Source organism: Streptomyces sp. NPDC048275 (assembly GCF_040652275.1).
Classification (GTDB): Bacteria; Actinomycetota; Actinomycetes; order Streptomycetales; family Streptomycetaceae; genus Streptomyces.
On sequence record NZ_JBEZLR010000007.1, the window covers coordinates 19,567 to 39,523 of the forward strand.

Consider the following 19,957-nt stretch of genomic DNA (forward strand, 5'->3'; position numbering starts at 1 on the left):
ACCCGAGAACGAGAGGGCTGTCGTGATCCCCGTTTCGCAAGCCATTCCCGAGCAGCTCGGTCCGGTCGACGGCCGTGCGCTGCGCACCGTGTGCGGGCACTTCGCCACCGGTGTCACGGTCATCACCTCGGGCAGCGGCGAGAACGCCACGGGCGCCACGGTGAACTCCTTCACCTCGGTCTCCCTGGAGCCGGCTTTGGTGCTCATCTGCCTGCACGACAACTCCCGGCTGCTGCCGGTGGTCCAGGAGTCCGGCGGCTTCGTCGTCAACTTACTGACCCAGCGACAGGAGCCCATCGCCTGGGCGTTCGCCGGCCGGCGGACCGCCCGGATCGACGAGGTGCCGCACCACAGGTCCGCCCTTGACCTGCCGGTGCTCAGCGAGGCGCTGGCGCACCTGGAGTGCCGACTGGTCACCGAGTACGACGGCGGAGACCACACCATCCTGCTCGGCGAGGTCGTCGGACTCGGCGCGCCCGCCGAGGAGGAGCCGTTGATCTTCTTCCAGGGCGCCATGCGAGAGCTCGGCGACGACCCGGTTCTGCCGCGCCGCTGATGTCGCGACGACCGTTACCGGTTCCGGGCGGCGGCCTGCTCCTCCGCCGCGTCGAACTCCTGCCGTGCCTGCTCCACCAGCGGCAGGTGGCCGGTCGACCAGTCGAAGAGCGAGGCGAACAGCGGGGCCAGGCTGCTGCCCAGCTCGCTGATCTGGTACTCCACCCGGGGCGGCACCTCCGGGTAGTACGTGCGGATCACCAGTCCGTCGCGCTCCAGCTGACGCAGCCGCTGGGTCAGCACCTTCGGCGTGATGCCGCCGATGTTGCGGTGCAGCTCCACGAAGCGCTGGGTGCCGAAGGCGTGGAGCGTCCACAGGATCGGCGTGGTCCAACGACTGAAGACGATGTCGAGGACCGGGGCGATCGGGCACGCCTGCCGGGAGCCGGCGCCTGCCGCGTGCGCGGCTTCGGGGCTGGTCATGACCAGGGTGCCGACCGGACTGCCGGTCGTCGCGGCCGTAGGGCTGCCGCCGCCCGCGGTGCTCTTCATTCAGATCATCACCTTTCGGGAAGTCACTTTCCTCTAGGTACCTACTTTACTCAGGATGCTAGCTTCCGAGAAGCCAGCGATACCAGTACCTCCCTGCACGTCCCCGTCCGAGATCCTCATGCTCCTAGGGAGTGACATGTCCATCCAAGAGTCCACCCACAGCCCCGCCGCGGCGGGCGAGTCGGGGCCGGTCCGCCGCCCCGGACTCATCCTGGCCTTCCTCTGCCTGGCCGGCTTCATGACCTTCCTCGACGTGTCGATCGTGAACGTCGCCCTGCCGACCATCGAGGACGAGCTCAACATCTCCACCACGTCCCTGCAGTACGTCGTCACCACCTACGGCATGATCCTCGGCGGCTTCCTGCTGCTGACCGGCCGGCTCGCCGACACCCTCGGCCGCCGCCGGATGCTGCAGACCGGCCTGCTCCTGTTCGCCGGTGCCTCCCTGGTCGCCGGGGTCGCCCAGAACGCCGCGATGCTGATCGGCTCCCGCGGCGCCCAGGGCCTCGGTGCCGCGTTCATCGCCACCGCCGCGCTGAGCCTGCTGACCAACAACTTCGAAGAGGGCGCGGCCCGCAACAAGGCGCTCGGCGCCTGGGGCGCGCTCAGCGGTCTCGCCGCCGTCGCCGGCGTCACCCTCGGCGGTCTGCTCACGGATGGACCCGGCTGGCGCTGGATCTTCTTCATCAACGTCCCGATCGGCGTCATCGGCGCCCTGATCGCCCCGATGATCGTCGGCGAGAGCCGCTCCGCCGAGCGCAGCAAGTCCTTCGACGTCGCGGGTGCCGTCGTCCTCACGGCCGGCCTGATCCTGCTGATCTTCACCCTCGGCCAGACCGTCTCCGACTCCGACGTTCCGATGGACCGGGTCTACGGCGGCTTCGCGCTCTCCGCGGTGCTGCTCGCCTCCTTCGTCCTCATCGAGCGTCGCGCCAGGGAGCCGCTGATGCCGCTCGGCATCTTCCGCCGCCCCTCACTGCGCGCCGCCAACGTCATCGCCGTCCTGCTGCTCGGCACCTGCGTCACGCTGTTCTTCTTCGCCAGCCTCTTCATGCAGCAGGTCCTGGACTACTCCGCCGTCAAGACCGGCTTCGCGTACGTGCCGCTGGCCGTGCTCACCGCCGTCGGTGCGGGTGTCGCCTCCCAGATCGTCACCAAGGTCGCCGCCAAGCCCGTCCTGCTGGTCGGTCTCTCGCTCGCCGCGACCGGCATGATGCTGCTGTGGCGCGCCCCGTCCGACGCGTCGTACCTGGTCGACGTGCTGCCGGCCTTCGCCCTGATGGGCCTCGGCCTCGGTATGTCCTTCGTCCCGCTCCAGGTGTCCGCGTTCGCCGGGATCGAGGAGCGCGAGTCGGGTCTGGCCGCCGGTCTCATCAACACCGCCCAGGAAGTCGGCGGCGCGCTCGGCCTCGCGGTCGCGGCGACCTACGCCTTCCGCCGGGTCGCCGAGCTGACGGAGCAGGCGGGCGGCGATCCCGCCCTGGTCAACGAAGCCCGTACGACCGTCTTCCACGACGCGTTCCTCGTGGGCGCCGGCTTCGCCGCGGCCGCCTTACTGGTGACCCTGGCGCTGCTGCCGCTGACCAAGTCCTCCGAGCAGTCCGCGGCCGTCCCCGCGCACGCCTGACGGACGACACACGGTCATAGACGACACACGGTGAGAGAAGGACGGACCCGGCCATGCCCAAGCACCTGCCCCTGTCCGCAGCGGCCGAGGAATTCCTCGCCGAGAACGCTCTGTGCACCCTGACCACCCTGCGCCCGGACGGCACGCCGCACGTCGCGCCCGTACGGTTCACCTGGGACGGTGAGGCGGGCCTGGCCCGGGTGATGACCACGGTGCACCGCCGCAAGTCCCGCAATCTGCTGGCCACGACGGGTGCTCGCGCCGCCGTGTGTCAGCTGGTGGGACCGCGCTGGATCACCCTGGAGGGCCCGGCGACCGTCTCCACCGACCCGCCCCGGGTGGTGGAGGGGATGCGCCGCTACGCCAAGCGGTACTGGTCCCAGCCGCCGCAGCCGCCCGGCCTGGCGGTGATCGAGATCGCGGTGGACCGGGTGATGGGCTTGTACTGAGCTCTCGTACCAAGAAAATCCAGAGGGTGCCGGAAGACGCTTCCGGCACCCTCTCGCATGCTCCCGCTGTACTGGCCGACCGGACAGGTCCTGGTACCGCCCGGTAGCTGCCGGGCCTCTGACGAACTTGTCAGAGTCCTGTATCGGCGGCCATTCAGCTTCCCGGGAGCCCTCGGAATACTGGAGAAAACACCAGCGGGAGAGGGAATATGGACGCTTTCAACGCCGATGTGATCGTTGCCGGTGCAGGACCCTCGGGGCTCATGCTCGCAGGGGAACTCCGCCTCTCGGGTCTCTCGGTCATCGTGCTCGACCGGCTGGAACAGCCGATGCAGCAGTCCCGTGCCCTGGGATTCTCGGCCCGCACGATCGAGGAATTCGGCCAGCGCGGACTTCTCGAGGAATTCGGCCAGCTGGAAACCATACCCGGCGGCCATTTCGGTGGACTTCCCATCGACTACCGCATTGTCGAGGGCGGTAACTTCGGTGTCCGCGGAGTTCCGCAGTCGCGTACCGAGGCCATCATCACCAAGTGGGCCACGGGCCTGGGCGCAGACATCCGCCGGGGCCACGAGGTCATCGGCCTGTCGCAGGACGACAGCGGCGTCCAGGTCGAGGTCGCGGGCCCCGAGGGCCTCGAGACCCTGCGTGCCGCCTACGTCGTCGGCTGCGACGGCGCCCGCAGCACCGTCCGTCACCTGGCCGGGATCGACTTCCCCGGCGTCAGCGCCACCATCGAGATGAAGATGACCGACGTCGTGGGCGTGCAGCTGCGGCTGCGTCCCACCGGCGAGGTCGGCGAGGCCGGCATGGTCGTCGTGCTGCCGCTCGGCCCCGGGGCCACCCGCGTGGTGGTCTTCGAGCGCGGCGCCGGCGTCCGCCCCACCCAGGAGCCGCCCACCTTCGAGGAGGTGGCCGCCGCCTTCCAGCGGGTGACCGGCGAGGACATCAGCGGCGCCAAGTCGCTGTGGACCAGCTACTTCACCGATGCCAGCCGCCAGGCCGCCGAGTACCGCAAGGGCCGTGTCTTTCTCGCGGGCGACGCCGCGCACATCCATCTGCCGATCGGTGCCCAGGGCATCAGCGCCGGCGTGGGCGACGTGGTCAACCTCGGCTGGAAGCTCGCCGCCACGGTCAAGGGGCACGCCCCGGAGGGCCTGCTCGACACCTACCACTCCGAGCGCCACCCGGTCGGCGCCCGCATCGTCTACAACACCCTCGTCCAGCGCACCCTGTACCTCGGCGGCCCCGAGGCGCAGCCGCTGCGCGACCTGTTCGCCGAACTCGTCCAGATCGAGGACGTACGACGTCACCTCGTCGGCCTGGTCACCGGCCTCGACATCACCTACGGCGCCACCGGCGACCACCCGCTGCTCGGCCGCCGGCTGCCCGACCAGGAGCTGCTGGCCGGCGACGAGAAGACCACCACGTACGAACTGCTGCACGCGGGCCGTCCGGTCCTGCTCGACCTGCACGACAGTGCCGCACTGCGCGAGGCCGCGGCCGGCTGGGCGGACCGCGTCGACATCGTCACCGCGAGCCGCGCGGACGCGACCGCCCCGGCCTCCGACCTGCTGGTCCGCCCCGACGGCTATGTCGCCTGGGTGAGCGCCGACGGCTCCGTCGAGGGACTGACCGAGGCGCTCGGACAGTGGTTCGGCGAGGCCCGGCACTGACTCGCTTTTCCAGAACGCGCCCCACCCAGCCGACCTGTCCGAGAAATCCCGTCCGAGAAAGCGTCTGAAACAAAGGAGTGCGGTCTTGCCCACCAAGGCTGAGGAAGCGAAGAAGGCCGACAAGGCCGCCGACTGGATCGAATGCGACGTAGCCATTCTGGGTTCGGGCCTCGCGGGCTCGATCATGGGAGCGATCCTGGCCCGTCAGGGCGCCGACGTGGTACTCATCGACGCGGGCCAGCACCCCCGGTTCGCCGTCGGTGAGTCCCAGAACCCACAGCTCGTCGAATGGCTGCACATTCTCGCCGTGCGCTACGACGTCCCCGAGATCAAGCACATGCTGGACGTGAAGGCGGTCACCGAGCACATCGGCCCCAGCCACGGCCGCAAGCAGAGCTTCGGCTTCGTCTCGCACCGGCCGAACCGGGAGCCGGACCCGCGCGAGGCGACGATGTTCGTCATCCCGAAGATGCTCACCGAGGCGGTGCACCTCTTCCGCCAGGACACGGACTCGCACTACCTGAACGTCGCCGCCAAGTACGGCTGCACGCTCCGCCAGAACTGGTTCGCCACCGACCTCGACGTCGACGACGACGGTGTCACGGTCACGGGGAAGAACGGCGAGGTGTTCCGCGCCAAGTACCTCATCGACGCGAGCGGCTTCCGCTCCCCGCTGGCACAGAAGTTCGACCTGCGGGAGAACCCGCCGCGGCACAAGCACCACGCCCGCTCGCTGTTCACGCACTACGTCGGCATCAAGCCGTACGACGACGTGTGCAACTACCCGGAGGCGCTGCGCCCGCCGGCCGAGTCGCCCTTCCATGGTGGCACCCTGCACCACCTCATCGAGCGCGGCTGGTTCTGGATCATCCCGTTCGACAACTACAAGGACTCCAAGAACCCGGCGTGCAGCGTCGGTCTGACCTTCGACGAGCGGCTGTACCCCAAGCCGAAGGACATGACGCCGGAGCAGGAGTTCAACCACTACCTCGACAAGTACCCGGCCGTGAAGCGCCAGTTCGAGGGTGCCAAGCGGATCCGCGAGTGGGTCTCCACCGACCGTCTCCAGTACTCCTCCAAGCGCACCATCGGCGCCCGCTGGTGCCTGATGTCGCACGCGGCCGGCTTCATCGACCCGCTGTACTCGCGCGGTCTGTCCAACACCTTCGAGGTCGTCGACGCCCTCGCCTACCGGGTCCTGGACGCCCTGCGCGAGAACGACTTCACCGAGGAGCGCTTCGAGTACGTCGAGCGCCTGGAGCAGGGGCTGCTGGAGTACAACGACAAGATCGTCAACAGCTCGTACATCGCCTTCAGCCACTTCCGGCTGTGGAACGCGGTGTTCCGGGTGTGGGCGTGCTTCACCACCCCGGCCACCATGCGCCAGATCATGGCCCGCCAGAACTTCCAGCTCGACGGTGACGACCGGCACTTCCGCGAGATGGAGAAGGCGCCGTACACAGGCCTGTGGTGGCCGGACAGCCACGCCTTCAAGGTCCTGTTCGACATCACCGCCGAGACCTGCGAGCGGTACGAAGCGGGCGAGATCGACGGCGACAAGGCCGCCGACATCGTCTTCGAGGCGATCCGCGACTGCGAGTCCGTCAACACGCCGTTCGGCTGGAAGGGCCCCGAGGACCTCCGGTTCTTCCGGGCCACCACCCCCACGATGATGAAGTTCATGTGGTGGGCGAGCACGTCCGGCCCCAAGGAGATGCGCGACCTCGGCCGTTCGATGCTGGCCGGAGTCGTCAAGCAGGGCGTGCGCGGCCGCAAGGTGTCCTGACCTCGCCGCCACCTCCCGACTCCGGGAAGTCCCCCCTCCCGGATCCGGCGCCGGGCCCACCCTCCCCCCGTGGGTCCGGCGCCGCCCCCTTACCCCTTTACCCCTTACCCCCCTCCTCCCTTTTGTTCCGCTGTCCACCGTTTCCTTGAACCCTTGGGACATCCGTGATCACTCGTAGAGCATTGATCGGTGCGGGAACCGCCGCCGCCGGCCTGGCCGTCCTGCCCCACACTCCCGTCGCCGCGGGCACCGGCGCCCCCTGGAGCACGCTCGCGGGCAAGCTCCAGGGGCAGTTGGTGCTGCCGACCGACTCCGCCTACGCCGTGGCCAAGCAGCTGGAACTCGCCCAGTTCGACTCGGTCAACCCGCGGGCCGTCGCGTACTGCGTCAGCTCCTCCGACGTCTCCCTCGCCCTGCGCTTCGCCCAGGACCACGGCCTGCCGTCCGCCGTCCGCAGCGGCGGCCACAGCTACGCGGGCTACTCGACCACCCCCGGCCTGATCATCGACGTCTCGCGGCTCAACGCGATCACCGTCGGCAATGGCACCGTCGACATCGGTCCCGGCGCCAAGAACGTCGAGATACTCAACGCCCTCGCCCCGCACGGCCTGGTGGTCAGCGAGGGCGGCTGTCCCACCGTGTCGGCCGGCGGCTTCCTCCAGGGCGGCGGCTTCGGCTTCCTGACCCGCCCGATGGGCATGGCCTGTGACGCGGTCACCTCGGCCGAGGTGGTCCTCGCTGACGGCCGCGTGGTGACCGCCTCGCCGACCAGCTACAGCGACCTGTTCTGGGCGATCCGCGGCGGCGGTGGCGGCAACTTCGGCGTCGTCACCCGCTTCTCGGTCACCCCGCACGAGGGCGACCAGATGGCCATCAGCAACCTGATCTTCCCGTACGACCGCGCGGCCGACGTGCTGCACGGCGTCGGCCAGTGGCTGGTGGACGCCCCCCGCACCATCGGCGGCGGCGCGTACCTCGTCCAGCCCGACGCCGCGCCCGGCACGGTCCCCGCGCTCAACGTCTTCCTCGCCTCCCGGGGCACCCCGGCCGAACTGGCCTCGGAGGCGGCGCGGCTGCTCTCGCTGACGGGTGCGGTGACGGCCCGCCAGGATGCGGTGATGACGTACCAGCAGGTCATGATGATGATCTTCGGCTGCGCCACGCTGAGCCAGGACCAGTGCCAGCGCTCCGAGAAGTCCCCGAGCGGTGTGCTCACCCGGCCGGCCTTCGGTCTGGAGCGGACCCGGATGGGCTCCGAGCCGTACGCGCAGAGCGACTGGGCGGACGTACTGACGGCCTTCGACGCCAATCGCAGCGCCGGGCAGTCCCGCTATCTCGACTTCCACTTCTTCGGCGGCGCGGCCAACGACCTGGCCCGCACGGACACGGCGTACGTGCACCGCGACTCGCTCTTCTCCGTCAACTACCGGGTCCTCATCAACGACCCGGCGCAGTCCACGGCCGCCGCCCGGGCCGTCGCCACGACCTGGGTGGACAACGGCTTCGACACCATCGACCCGCTGTCGAACGGCGAGACGTACCAAAACTGGATGGACGCGGAGCTGACGGACTGGCGACAGTCGTACTACGCCGAGAACTACGCACGACTGGCGGTCGTCAAGGCCAAGTACGACCCCCGCAGGTACTTCAAGTTCGCTCAGGGCATCGGCGCCTGACGGTACGTCAGCGTGAGTCCCGACAACGCGGAAGGGCCGCCGGACCGATGTCCGGCGGCCGCCCGCTCCGTCGCCCGTCAGGGACGACGGCCGTACCAGCCGACCAGCTTGTCGATGTCAGGAGCGTCCTCGTGCACCTCCACCACCGGGCCGAAGGGCACCTGGCCGCCGCGGGGTTCCGCGGGCACGGCCCGGCGCATGTTGGCCAGCGGCGCCGCCAGCATCTCCGGGTCCCACTCGGGGGTCTGACCGGTGGCCTTGGCGAGGTCCCAGGCGTGCAGCACGAACTCATTGGTGTAGATCACCGAGGCGATCACGCCCGGAACCGGGCCCCAGGGCAGGCCGATCTGGCGCCCCAGCACCGCCGGGTCCGACCAGACGGTGTCGAACTCCTTCGTCGCCGTCGCCCATGCCTTGGCCCAGTCGCCGTCGGCGACGTCCTCGGCGAAGTGCGGAACGCTCATGAAGGAGCCGCCGGCGCCCATGACGGCGACCCGGCGCAGCACCGACACCACGTGGTTGGCCATGTCGCGGACCGAGTAGTCGGGACACGGGGTGATGGTGTCGTACTGCTCGGGGCGCAGTGCGGCGAGCGTACGTCCGGTGAGGTCAACGGCCTTGAACAGGCCTCCGCGGGGGTCGACTTGAGTCATGTCTTGAGTCATGTGTTCATCGTCGACGTCAAACAGGTCATCTTGTGGCCTATTAGGGGGACCATATCAACATTGCCTAAAAATGACGTACTGGCTGAAAATATGCCAAAAGTGAAGGGGAGGGCGAAGGGGAGGGCGGGGACGGAGGGTGGGGCGTCGTGAAGGCTGATCGTCTGGTGGCGACCCTGCTGCTGCTCCAGGCGCGCGGGCGGGTGACCGTACGCGAGGTGGCCCAGGAGCTGGAGGTCTCCGAGCGCACCGCGCGCCGCGACCTGGAGGCCCTCACCACCGCCGGTGTCCCCGTCTACTCGCAGCGCGGCCGGGGCGGCGGCTGGAGCCTGGTCGGCGGTGCCCGCACCGATCTGACCGGCTTCACCTCGCGCGAGGTCGGAGCACTGTTCCTGGCGGCGGGCCCGCTGTCGGCCTCGCCGGAACTGCGGGCGGCATTACGCAAGTTGATGCGGGCCGTGCCCGCGCCGATGCGACCGCACGCCGAGGCGGCCTCCAAGGCCATCCTCATCGACGGGGTCGACTGGTCGCGTACGGCGGCGGGCGGCAGCGGCCCCCACCAGCACGCCCTGGAGCGGGCGGTGCTGGACGGCGAGCGGGTCCGCCTCGGGTACGCGCACCCCGACCGGGCGCCCGGTGAGCGGACCGTGCATCCGCTCGGGCTGGTCTCCAAGGCCGGTCGCTGGTACCTGGTGGCCGGCACCGAGGAGGGGCTGCGTACCTTCCGGATCGGCCGCGTCACCTCCGTGACACCGACCGGTGAGCCCGTACAGCGCCCCGAAGGCTTTGAACTCGCGGCGGCCTGGCGGGAGTTGTCGGCCGAGGTGGAACAGAAGCTGTCCGCGGCGACCGTACGGGCCCGGGCCGACCGCGACGCTCTGCCGGTGCTGCGGCAACTGCTCGGCGGTCGGCTCCGCGCGGGAGAGGTCCAGTCCGACGGGCGGGTCGAGTTCACGGCCGACGGCCCGTCCGTGCAGGTACTCGCCGCGCAGCTGGCGGGCCTCGGTGGCCGTGTCGAGGTGCTCGATCCGCCGGAGGCGCGGGAGTCGCTCGTACGTCTGGGCGAATCGCTGACAGCGGTCTACGGCGCGCCGGGCGGCGCCCATCGTGACGCCCGCCGAAGCGATAGTCACTTTCCTCTAGGTACCTACTATACGGAGGATGCTAGCGTCCCGGTCATGGCCGCCCGCCACTGACGGCCGTTCGCCGACTCAATGTCCCAACTCAATGTCCACGTCCACGTCTGCGGATCAATGAGTACTGATCAATGACTACTGATTACCGATTAGGGAGCTGTTCATGATTGTCGTCACGGGAGCCACCGGAAATGTCGGGCGGCCGCTGATCGAGGCGCTCGTCGAGGCGGGCGAACAGGTCGTGGCGGTGTCGCGCCGCCCGCTGCCCGCCAATCCGGCGGAGGGTGTCCGCCATGCCCAGGCCGACCTCGGCAGCGCCGAGAGCATGCGGCCGGTCCTCGAAGGCGTCGACGCCTTCTTCATCCTGTTGGCCGGCGAACTGCTCGGCTATGGCGAGGCCGCGACCGAGCTGCTGGACGCGGCGAAGGCCGCCGGGGTCAAGCGGGTCGTCCTGCTCTCCTCGCAGATCAACGCCACCCGCCCCGGCTCCGCCTCGCACGGCCGACTGCGCGAGTTCGAGGACGCCGTACGCGGATCAGGGCTGCCCTTCACGATCCTGCGCGCCGGCGGATTCGCCTCCAACGCCTTCGCCTGGGCCGAGTCGGTCCGCGCCGACCGCACGGTCTTCGCCCCGTTCGGTGACGTGGCCCTGCCGGTCGTCGACCCGGCCGACATCGCCGCGGTCGCCGCGGTGGTCCTGCGCGAGGACGGCCACGCCGGCCGTACGTACGAGCTGACCGGACCCGAGGCGGTGAGCCCGCGCCACCAGGCCGAGGCGATCTCCCAGGCCCTCGGCGAAAAGGTGACCTTCGTGGAACTGACCCGCGAGGACGCTCACGCGCACATGGCCCAGTTCATGCCCGAGGACGTCATCCCCGGCACCTTGGACATCCTCGGCGCCCCTCTCTCCGCCGAACAGCAGGTCAGCCCGCATGTCGAGGAGATCCTGTCCCGCCCGGCCACGCCGTTCTCCGGCTGGGTGACGCGCAGCCTTCCGGCCTTCAAGTAGCCCCGGACCGCCGCCGGATGCCCGCTGTGTTCGTTCCCCCGCGGCAGCGGGCATCCGGCGGCCCATGACAGGTTGAGCCTCCTCAGGTCCAGATCTGAGGAGGCTCAACCTGTCTGCCCTGCCCCGGAGAGCTACGCGGCGAGGCGCTCGGCGAATTCCTTGGCCTTGGTGGCCGCCTCGTCGTGAGCCTTCGCGCGGGAGGCCTCGAAGAGGGGGACCAGCTCGGCCATCGCCGGGTTGTGCGGGGCCATCGTGAGCTCCGGGACGATGAAGTGGAGGTCCAGTCCGAGGGTGTCGCGCAGGACGGCCTCCAGGTAGTTCTGGACGTACTCGTACGACTCGCGCGGCGTGCCCGGCGCGTACGAGCCGCCGCGGCTGGCGACGACCGTGACCGGGGTGCCCTTGACCTTCGAGTCCTCGGTCATGGCGGTGCGGCCCATGAGGATCACGCTGTCGAGCCATGCCTTGAGGGTCGACGGGATCGCGAAGTTGTACATCGGCGCGCCGATCACGATCGCGTCCGCCTGCTCCAGTTCCGCTATCAGCTTCTCGCGCGCGGCGAAGGCGGCGGCCTGCTCCGGCGTGTGTGCGTCCGCGGGGGCGAAACCGGCGGTGTGGGCGTCGGCCGTGATGTGCGGTACCGGGTCCGTGGCGAGGTCGCGGTAGATCACGGTGCCCTGCGGGTGCTGCTCCTCCCAGGCCTTGCGGAAGGCGTCCGTGACGGTGCGGGAGGCGGAGGCGGAGCCCGGGAAAACGGACGAGTCGATGTGAAGGAGGGTGGCCATGAGGATCTCCAAGAGGGGACGGCTGCCCGAGCCCGAGGGGCTTGGGCGAGAGCAAGCTTCTTTTTCGTACCCGACTAGAGATAACACAGCTACTTACTTTTTTTCATCCCCGCACGGCAGCGCAGTACCCTGGACTCATGCCAGAGCCAGAGCCGGGGACTCGCGGGACGCACGAGGCAGGGCCGTGTCAGCAGGTCGACGACGGCATGACCCGGGTCTTCCAACTGTTGGGAAAGCGCTGGACCGGCCTCATCGTCGCCGTGCTGCTCCAGCACCCCGTCCACTTCGCCGACCTGCGCCGGGCGATCCCCGGCATCAGCGAACGGATGCTCTCCGACCGCCTCACCGAACTCGGCGCGGCGGGACTGCTCGTGCGCCAGGTGGACGAAGGCCCCCCGCTGCGGGTCTCGTACGGCCTGACGGAGGCGGGCGCCGCGCTGGAGCCCGCCCTCGACGAGCTCGGCACCTGGGCGGAGAAGTACCTGCCGGGGACCCCGCCGTGCCCGGGGCATCCGCGGGAGTAGCGACCTCGTAGGCGGCCCTGTCGCGCAGTTGTCCACAAGGGCTGGGTTGTCCACAGGGTCTGACGCGTCTCAGTGACCGGCGGTACGGTCATCACGAGTTGATGTTCGTCCGGTGTGCGTGCACGGGGGAGGCGGTCGTCGTGACCGAGGTCGGTACAGGAGTTGTGGGTACGGCGGTTCAGGGGCCCTTGGCGCCCAGGATCTCCGGGGTCCTGGCGGTGCCGGGATTCGCGGGGTGGTCCGAGCCGGGCGCGCCCACGGACAAGGACCCCCAGTCCTCCCAGTCCCCCAAGGAAGCCGGCAAGGCGCTGCGCGAGCGGGTGCCGCGCGAGGCGCACGCCGAGCTGACCTTCGACACCGACAGGCCGGACGCGATGGCCGCGGTCGAGGAGTCCAGCCTCGGCAGGATCCCGGGGCTCACTCCGCTGCGGATCGGCAGGATGGCGGCCAGCCCCTTCGCCTTCCTGCGAGGCTCGGCCGGCCTCATGGCGTACGACCTCGCGCGCACCCCCATGACCGGCATCGGCGCGCAGATCTGCGGCGACGCCCACGCGGCCAACTTCGGCCTGTACGCGGACGCGCGGGGCGGCCTCGTCATCGATCTGAACGACTTCGACGAGACGGTCCACGGCCCCTGGGAGTGGGACCTCAAGCGCCTCGCCACCTCGCTCGTGCTCGCGGGCCGGGAGGCCGGGGCGGACGAGGACATGTGCCGCAAGGCGGCCCAGGACACGGCCGGTGCCTACCGACGCACGATGCGCCTGCTCGCGAGGCTCCCGGTGCTGGACGCGTGGAACGCCATCGCGGACGAGGCGCTCGTCTCGCACACCGACGCCCACGACCTGCTCGGCACCCTGGAGCGAGTCTCGGAGAAGGCGCGGGCCAACACCAGCGGGCGGTTCGCGGCCAAGTCGACGGAGGCGGTCGAGGGCGGCGGGCGGCGTTTCGTCGACGCCTCGCCGGTGCTGCGCCGGGTACCCGACGTGGAGGCGGCAGCGGTCGCGGCCTCGCTGGAGCAGTACCTGACGACCCTCCCGGAGGACCGTCTCCCCCTTCTCGCCCGGTACGCGGTGCACGACGTCGCCTTCCGCGTCGTCGGCACAGGCAGCGTCGGCACGCGCTCGTACGTCGTGCTGCTCCTGGACCACCGTGGCGAGGCCCTCGTCCTGCAGGTGAAGGAGGCGCGTCCCTCGGCGCTGCTCCCGCACCTGGCGACGGCCGGCCACGCCATACCCGAGGTGCCGCACGAGGGCCGTCGCGTCGTCCTCGGCCAGAAGCGCATGCAGGTGGTCAGCGACATCCTGCTGGGCTGGACGACGGTCGACGGCCGCCCCTTCCAGGTGCGCCAGTTCCGCAACCGCAAGGGCAGCGTCGACCCCGCGGCCCTCGCCGCCGACCAGGTCGACGACTACGCCCGGATGACCGGCGCCCTCCTCGCCCGCGCCCACGCCCACAGCGCGGACCCCCGCCTCGTCGCCGGTTACTGCGGGAAGAGCGAGGAGCTGGACGAGGCGATCGCTTCGTTCGCCCTGTCCTACGCGGACCGCACGGAGGCGGACCACGCGGAACTGGTGACGGCGGTCAGGGAGGGGCGGGTGGCGGCGGAACTGGGCGTTTGAGCGCTACGAAGGCGGTAAGGCGGGAGGTGCGGGCCGGTGGTCTTGAGCGTGTCCCGTGAGCCGTGGCCTAGGCTGGGCGGGTGACGACCCCGGAAGCCGAGCACAGCCAGTCCGAGCAGAGCCAGTCCGACCACATCGAGGCCGAGGATGCCCGGCCCGACGCCGATTCGGCCTCGGGTCCCGCGGACGCGGTCGGTGCGGGTGTGGCCGGTGAAGGTGACGGATCTCAAGGCGCGGCTCGGCCCGAGGAGCGGCTGGAGCGGGCGGTGCGGGCGGCCGAGCAGGCGCTGATCGAGTTCGAGATCGCGGTGGAGACCTTCCGCGTCGAGGTCGAGAACTTCTCGCGGTTGCACCACCAGAAGCTCGGCCCGATGTACTCCCGCCTCGACGAGCTGGACGCGCAGATCGCCGAGGCGCGGGCCGCGCGCACCGGGGACCCGGAGGACATACGCCAGGCGGACGAGGCGCGGGCGCGGGTCATGCCGATGCCCGGGGTCGAGGAGCTGTTCCACGGGTGGATGGACTCGGACGGCCTGTTCCCCGAGGCCGTGGCGATGCTGACGGACCAGCCCGTGCGGCCCCCGCAGCGGGTGCGCCCCAGTGACGAGGCCCGCAAGCTCTACCGCGAGCTGGCCCGCAAGGCTCACCCCGACCTGGCGCAGGACGAGGACGAGCGCAGGCGGCGCGGCGAGTTCATCGCCCGCGTCAACGCCGCGTACGGCCGGGGCGACGAAGCGCTGCTGCGGGAGCTCTCCGAGGAGTGGGCCGCGGGCCCGGTGCCCGAGGAGTGGAAGCCGAGCCGCAGCGAGGAGCTCTACGCCCGGCTCGAATGGCTTGCCCAGCGCAAGGAAATGCTCACCCTCGTCGCCCGTGAGCTGGAAGAGGGCGCCATCGGCGCGATGCTCAAGCTGGCCCCGGACGACCCTGACCGGCTCCTCGAGGAGATCGCCGAACAGCTGTTGGCTCAGGTCGCCGAGCGCGAGGCGGAGCTGGCCCGGATGGTCGGGTAGCGTCGGAGGCATGTCATTTGTTTCTGGTGTGCCCACAGTCGAGGTCGGGGATCTCGCGGACGGAGACTTCCTGCTGGACGTCCGGGAGGACGACGAGTGGCAGGCGGGTCACGCCGCGGGGGCGCTGCACATCCCGATCAGTGAGTTCGTAGCCCGCTACGGCGAGCTGACCGAGGCGGCCCCGCAGGACGGCAGGGTCCATGTGATCTGCCGCTCCGGCGGCCGTTCCGCGCAGGTCGCGATGTATCTGGTCCAGCAGGGCATCGACGCCGTGAACGTCGACGGCGGCATGCAGGTCTGGGCGGCCACCGGCCGCCCGGTCGTGGACGACAAGGGCGGGTCCGGCTTCGTGCTGTAGGCGTGCTGCGTGTTGTAGGCGGCTGGGCTCGGCCCACGCCCGCCCCGCGCGTGCAGGTGCGCGTGGGGCGGTGTGGCTTGCTCAGCCCAGGGGATGGGCGGCGAGCAGATCGCCCAGCGCCTCCTCGTGCGCCGCCGCCGGTCCGAGCGACAGCTCCAGCTGCTTGGCCCAGGCGTGGTACCGGTGCAGCGGGTACTCGACGTCGGCGCCGAACCCCCCGTGCAGATGCTGCGCGGTCTGCACGACCCGCCGTACGCCTTCCGACGCCCAGATCTTGGCGACGGCCACGTCCCCGGACACCGGAAGCGGACCTCCCGCACCCTCCGTACTGCCCGCACTGATCCGCCACGCGGCCTGCCACAGCGTCGCCTCCATCGCGCGCAGGTCGATATAACGGTCGGCGGCCTGCACGGCGACGGCCTGGAACGTGGCGATCGGGAACCCGAACTGCTCCCGTCGGCCGGCGTACGCACTCGTCATCCCGAGCACCCCCTCGCCGAGCCCGAGCGCCAGCGCGCACGTCCCGGTGGCCAGCAGCTCCCGCAGCCACTCCCACGCCCCGTCCGCGTCGATGACATCCCGGGCGTCGATCCGCGTGGACTCCAGGCGCAGCTCACCGAGCCGCTCACCGGTCGTGGAGATCTGCTCACCGAGGCCGACCCCCTCGTGAACCCGGGGCACGAGGGCGAGGACGGTCCGGTCGGCGTCCGTGTGCGCCGGTACGAGGATGAAGTCGGCGTTCTGCGCCCAGGGAACCGCCGTCTGCACCCCGTCCAGCAGCCACGCGGCACCGTCGCGCCGTGCGGTCACGGCGAGTTCGGCGGGGTCGTGCCCGGTCCGGCCGTTCGCCGCGACGCTCAGCACGACTTCGCCCCGGCCCGTCCGCGCGAGCAGCTCCGCCTTCAGCCGCTCGCCGCCGTAGGCCTGTACGGTCGCCGCCGCCGCGCTGCTCTCCAGCAACGGGACCCGGGCCAGCACCTTCGCCGACTCGCGCAGCACCAGGCACAGTGCGATCGCGTCCAGGCCGGCCCCGCCGTACTTGGCGTCGAGCAGCAGGCTCAGCAGGTCCGCGTCGGCGAGCCGCGCCCACAGGGCCCGGTCGAAGTCCTCGGCGACGGCGCCCGCGGTGAGCGCGGGACTGGGCACCGCGTCCGGCACGACGCCGCCGAACACCGCCCTCGCCGCCTCGACCGCCGCCTGCTGCTCCTCGGTGAAGGTGAAGTCCACGGCCTGTCCTCCCACGCACCCGGCCCACCGACCAGGCCGGACGCCTGATCTGACGGAGCGTCAAGATAGAACAGGTTCTACGAGAAGGGAACGGATCGGCCGCGCCCCGCGGAAATGAACGCACCCTCCCCCCTCTCCAGTCGATCGATCGTTCGGTTGTCCTGATCCGAGGGTGGGAGGGGCACCGTAAGGTGTCCAACGCTGTGGATAACCTCGGGGTCGCCGCTGTGGGCGCTGTGGGCACGGTGGCCGCTCCGGCTGCTGCTGCCGCCGGCGCCGCTGTGGCCGTTGGGGCTGTGCCGGGCGGTCGGGCCTGAGTACCGTTCCGGTGCGCGCGCCGCGGCGTGGTGCGCGCGGGCGGTACGGCATCGCACGGCCCGGCGGCGGGAATCGGACCGGGATCGGGAATGGGGGCGGAATGGACGCGCACGACGAGGGCTCACCCGCCCGGCGCAGGCCGGCCGAGCCCGGCGGCCCGGCGCCCGAGGGCCCCGGCCCCCTCCCCGACAGCCCTCCGCCTCCCGGCCTGGAACCCCCTGACCAGGGTCGGACCGACCAGGGACTGATCGACCAGGCGCCCCCCGACCAACCGCTCACCGGCATAGCCGCGCTCTCCCTGCGCTACCAGATCGCCGCGGCCCTGGCCCTCGCGGTCATAGCGGTCACCGCCTGTGTGCACCTCGGGATGGTGTTCCTGCACGTCGCACCCTCGAACACCGTCACCAAGCAGCACGGCCGGGCGATCGACGACTGGATCTACCCCGAGTTCGAGCAGAACTGGAAGCTCTTCGCCCCCAACCCGCTGCAGCAGAACATCGACGTCCAGGTCCGCGCCCAGGTCCGCACCGCGGACGGCAGCATCAGCGAGACCGGCTGGTACGACCTGTCCGCGCTCGACGGCGTGGCCATAGACGGCAATCTGCTGCCGAGCCACACCCAGCAGAACGAACTGCGCCGGGCCTGGGACTTCTACATCAACACGCACGACAACGAGAACCGTCCGGCGGACCTGCGCGGCGACCTCTCCGAACGCTATCTGCGCCGCGTCGTCGTGCTGCGTCTCGACCGCGAACGGGCGGGCGGCACCGGCGCCGTCGTCGAACGCGTCCAGGTCCGCTCCCGTACCACCAACGTACGGCCCCCCGAGTGGAGCGAGGAGAAGGTGTCCGACAAACCCATCCTCCGAGAGCTGCCCTGGTGGACCGTGCCCGAGGAGGACCTGAAGGACGCGTGGACGGAGGCGAGTGCCCGATGAACGGATTCGCCCTGTCGGTCTCGCGCGGCATCGCCCGTGTCACCGACACCGCCCTCGGCCCGTACCAGACCGCCGTGATCCGCATCGGCTTCGCCGCCACCTGGCTGCTGTTCCTGCTGCGCGAGATCCCGCACCGCCAGGAGATGTACGGCCCCGACGGACCATGGAGCTGGGACCTCGCCCAGGGGCTCATCGCGGAAAACCACGCTTTCACGATCCTGATGTGGTCGGACAGCCAGCTGTGGTTCGAGATCGTCTACGCCCTCGCCGTCCTGTCCAGCGCCCTGCTGCTGGTGGGCTGGCGCACCCGCACGATGTCCGTGCTCTTCATGATCGGCGTGCTCTCGCTGCAGAACCGCAACGTCTTCATGGGGGACGGTGGCGACAACGTCATCCACCTGATGGCGATGTACCTGGTGTTCACGCGCTGCGGCCAGGTGTGGTCGCTGGACGCCCGGCGGGCCCGGCTCGCGCGGGAGGCACGCGCGCGGGGCGACCTCTCCCGGGCCGAGGGCCCGGACCGGGCCGGCCTCGCCCTGTGGGCCGTGCTCGGACTCGTGCTGGCGGCGGCGACGGGCGCGGGCAAGATCGACGGCGGCTGGATGGGCGGCTGGCTCACGATCTTTTGGGGACTGTGGGCGGTGCCTGCCCTGTGGTGGGTCGTCGGCCGCCGCGCGCGCGGCGCGGAGCCGCGGATCCTGCTGGACGTCGTCGCCAACATCGTGCACAACGCGGCCCTGCTCACGATCATGGCCGAGGCGTGTCTGATCTACGCGACCGCCGGCTGGTACAAGATCCAGGGCTCGCGCTGGCAGGACGGCACCGCGGTCTACTACCCGCTCCACCTGGATTCCTTCTCGCCCTGGCCCGCCCTGTCCGACCTGTTGTCCGCGCACGGCACGATCGTGCTGCTGGTGACTTACGGGACGGTCGCCGTGCAGGTCGCCTTCCCCTTCACCCTGTTCAACCGGCGGGTCAAGAACGTCCTGCTGGCGGCCATGATGACCGAGCACGCCGTGATCGCGGTGGTCCTCGGGCTGCCGTTCTTCTCGCTCGCGATGATCGCCGCCGACGCGGTGTTCCTGCCGACGTCCTTCCTGCGACGCCTCGGTGGGTGGGCCACACGCGCGCGTGGACGGCGGTTCCCGAGCGGCGTCCGCAAACTGCCGAGGCAGCGTGTACCGGATCCACACGCACTGGATGCACCCGTACCGGATCCACAAGCACGGGATCCCCACGCACTGGATGCACCCGTACCGGATCCACAAGCACGGGATCCCCACGCACCGGATCCACGCACCCCGGAGACCGCCGAGGACCCACCCGTAGGCTTCACAGCATGAAGGACCCCGTAAGCGACCGCCCGCAGGACCCCGTCAGCACCTGGCACCGGCTCGCCGACACCTCCGTCCTGCTCGACGGCTTCCACGCCCTCAAGCACGCGGTGCGCTTCCACGCCGAGGTCCCGGTGGCGGTCACCAGCGACCGGCGGGCGGCGCTCGCTCTCGCCGACGAGCTGGCCCCGGACGTACGGGACACCCTGGACGGACTGCTGACGGAGGTCCCGGAGGCCACGTACGAGTCGCTCGTGCCGCGTCCGCACCCCACCGCGGTGGCCGCTTTGGCGGTACGACCCTCCCGCGACGCCAATCTGCGGGCGCTGGCCCGCACACCCCGCACCGCGCCCGTGGTCGTCCTCGACCATCCGCGCAACCTCGGGAACGCCGGCGCGGTGATCCGGCTCGCGGCCGGCTTCGGCGCGACCGGTGTCGTCACGACGGGCACCCTCGACCCCTGGCACCCCACCGTCGTGCGCGGCGGGGCGGGCCTGCACTTCGCCACCGCCGTGGAACGGCTGACGGTGGCGGAGCTGCCGTCCGGGCCGATGTTCGCCCTCGACCCGGAGGGCGAGGACATCCGGGCGCTGAAGCTCCCGGACGACGCCGTCCTCGCCTTCGGCTCCGAGCGCAGCGGCCTTTCCCCCGACCTGCGCGCCCGCGCCGACCACTTGGTGTCGCTCCCGATGCGCCCCCAGGTCTCGAGCTACAACCTGGCAACCAGTGTCGCCATGACCCTGTTCCACTGGAGCGCCCCTTAAGGCGCGGGGCTGG

General features: G+C 70.6%; 19 protein-coding genes. 15 read left to right on the forward strand and 4 right to left on the reverse strand.

Features of this window, described 5'->3' with window-relative positions:
• Nucleotides 1–22 precede the first annotated feature (22 nt).
• Nucleotides 23–556: a flavin reductase family protein gene (locus tag AB0D57_RS06695; RefSeq protein WP_362067763.1), complete on the forward strand. Its 534-nt coding sequence runs from the start codon at nt 23–25 to the stop codon at nt 554–556.
• A 14-nt stretch (nt 557–570) separates the two neighbouring features.
• Here the strand turns inward: AB0D57_RS06695 and AB0D57_RS06700 are convergent, their stop codons facing one another.
• Nucleotides 571–978: a helix-turn-helix domain-containing protein gene (locus AB0D57_RS06700; RefSeq protein WP_362068111.1), complete on the reverse strand. Its 408-nt coding sequence runs from the start codon at nt 976–978 to the stop codon at nt 571–573.
• Between the two features lie 205 nt (nt 979–1,183).
• Between AB0D57_RS06700 and AB0D57_RS06705 the strand changes: the two genes are divergently transcribed.
• The 5 genes from AB0D57_RS06705 to AB0D57_RS06725 all read left to right on the forward strand — a co-directional run bounded on the left by AB0D57_RS06705 (nt 1,184) and on the right by AB0D57_RS06725 (nt 8,261).
• Nucleotides 1,184–2,674 (forward strand): MFS transporter, encoded by a 1,491-nt coding sequence (locus tag AB0D57_RS06705; protein ID WP_362067765.1) that lies wholly within the window; start codon nt 1,184–1,186, stop codon nt 2,672–2,674.
• Nucleotides 2,675–2,727: 53 nt separating this feature from the next.
• On the forward strand, nt 2,728–3,123 hold the full coding sequence (locus tag AB0D57_RS06710; protein WP_362067767.1) for a TIGR03618 family F420-dependent PPOX class oxidoreductase: 396 nt from the start codon (nt 2,728–2,730) through the stop codon (nt 3,121–3,123).
• Nucleotides 3,124–3,332: 209 nt separating this feature from the next.
• Nucleotides 3,333–4,799, forward strand: coding sequence for an FAD-dependent monooxygenase (locus AB0D57_RS06715; RefSeq protein WP_362067769.1), 1,467 nt, complete (start codon nt 3,333–3,335; stop codon nt 4,797–4,799).
• 85 nt (nt 4,800–4,884) lie between these two features.
• Entirely contained in the window at nt 4,885–6,585 is a 1,701-nt protein-coding gene (locus tag AB0D57_RS06720; RefSeq protein WP_362067771.1) for an FAD-dependent monooxygenase, read from the forward strand.
• Between the two features lie 164 nt (nt 6,586–6,749).
• Nucleotides 6,750–8,261 (forward strand): FAD-dependent oxidoreductase, encoded by a 1,512-nt coding sequence (locus tag AB0D57_RS06725; protein ID WP_362067773.1) that lies wholly within the window; start codon nt 6,750–6,752, stop codon nt 8,259–8,261.
• A gap of 77 nt (nt 8,262–8,338) precedes the next feature.
• Here AB0D57_RS06725 and AB0D57_RS06730 read toward each other — a convergent pair whose 3' ends face one another.
• A complete protein-coding gene (locus AB0D57_RS06730; RefSeq protein WP_362067775.1) occupies nt 8,339–8,926 on the reverse strand; it encodes a TIGR03086 family metal-binding protein in 588 nt (195 codons plus the stop codon).
• Nucleotides 8,927–9,072: 146 nt separating this feature from the next.
• On the opposite strand from AB0D57_RS06730, the gene AB0D57_RS06735 reads away from it, so the two are divergent.
• Both AB0D57_RS06735 and AB0D57_RS06740 read left to right on the forward strand, forming a co-directional pair.
• A complete protein-coding gene (locus AB0D57_RS06735) occupies nt 9,073–10,119 on the forward strand; it encodes a YafY family protein (protein ID WP_362067777.1) in 1,047 nt (348 codons plus the stop codon).
• Nucleotides 10,120–10,222: 103 nt separating this feature from the next.
• Complete coding sequence (locus tag AB0D57_RS06740) at nt 10,223–11,068, forward strand: NAD(P)H-binding protein (RefSeq protein ID WP_362067779.1); 846 nt, start codon at nt 10,223–10,225, stop codon at nt 11,066–11,068.
• 131 nt (nt 11,069–11,199) lie between these two features.
• Here the strand turns inward: AB0D57_RS06740 and AB0D57_RS06745 are convergent, their stop codons facing one another.
• Entirely contained in the window at nt 11,200–11,853 is a 654-nt protein-coding gene (locus AB0D57_RS06745) for an NAD(P)H-dependent oxidoreductase (RefSeq protein WP_362067781.1), read from the reverse strand.
• Between the two features lie 137 nt (nt 11,854–11,990).
• On the opposite strand from AB0D57_RS06745, the gene AB0D57_RS06750 reads away from it, so the two are divergent.
• From AB0D57_RS06750 to AB0D57_RS06765, 4 genes are all read left to right on the forward strand, one after another.
• Nucleotides 11,991–12,377 (forward strand): helix-turn-helix domain-containing protein, encoded by a 387-nt coding sequence (locus AB0D57_RS06750; RefSeq protein WP_362067783.1) that lies wholly within the window; start codon nt 11,991–11,993, stop codon nt 12,375–12,377.
• 140 nt (nt 12,378–12,517) lie between these two features.
• Nucleotides 12,518–13,996, forward strand: a complete 1,479-nt coding sequence (locus tag AB0D57_RS06755; RefSeq protein ID WP_362067785.1) for a DUF2252 domain-containing protein — start codon at nt 12,518–12,520, stop codon at nt 13,994–13,996.
• A 203-nt stretch (nt 13,997–14,199) separates the two neighbouring features.
• Nucleotides 14,200–15,006: a hypothetical protein gene (locus AB0D57_RS06760; protein WP_362068114.1), complete on the forward strand. Its 807-nt coding sequence runs from the start codon at nt 14,200–14,202 to the stop codon at nt 15,004–15,006.
• 28 nt (nt 15,007–15,034) lie between these two features.
• On the forward strand, nt 15,035–15,364 hold the full coding sequence (locus tag AB0D57_RS06765) for a rhodanese-like domain-containing protein (RefSeq protein ID WP_362068117.1): 330 nt from the start codon (nt 15,035–15,037) through the stop codon (nt 15,362–15,364).
• A gap of 81 nt (nt 15,365–15,445) precedes the next feature.
• On the opposite strand, the gene AB0D57_RS06770 is transcribed toward AB0D57_RS06765, so the two are convergent.
• Complete coding sequence (locus AB0D57_RS06770) at nt 15,446–16,591, reverse strand: acyl-CoA dehydrogenase family protein (protein WP_362067787.1); 1,146 nt, start codon at nt 16,589–16,591, stop codon at nt 15,446–15,448.
• 418 nt (nt 16,592–17,009) lie between these two features.
• On the opposite strand from AB0D57_RS06770, the gene AB0D57_RS06775 reads away from it, so the two are divergent.
• Genes AB0D57_RS06775 through AB0D57_RS06785 form a run of 3 tightly spaced genes read left to right on the forward strand, consistent with a single transcriptional unit; the run spans nt 17,010 to nt 19,944 of the window.
• On the forward strand, nt 17,010–17,846 hold the full coding sequence (locus AB0D57_RS06775; protein WP_362067789.1) for a DUF5819 family protein: 837 nt from the start codon (nt 17,010–17,012) through the stop codon (nt 17,844–17,846).
• Nucleotides 17,843–19,189 carry an HTTM domain-containing protein gene (locus AB0D57_RS06780; RefSeq protein WP_362067791.1) on the forward strand — a complete coding sequence of 449 codons (1,347 nt, stop codon included), beginning with the start codon at nt 17,843–17,845 and terminating at the stop codon, nt 19,187–19,189. Before AB0D57_RS06775 ends, AB0D57_RS06780 begins: the two co-directional genes overlap by 4 nt.
• Nucleotides 19,186–19,944 carry a TrmH family RNA methyltransferase gene (locus tag AB0D57_RS06785; RefSeq protein WP_362067793.1) on the forward strand — a complete coding sequence of 253 codons (759 nt, stop codon included), beginning with the start codon at nt 19,186–19,188 and terminating at the stop codon, nt 19,942–19,944. The genes AB0D57_RS06780 and AB0D57_RS06785 overlap by 4 nt, the downstream gene beginning before the upstream one ends.
• Nucleotides 19,945–19,957 lie beyond the last annotated feature (13 nt).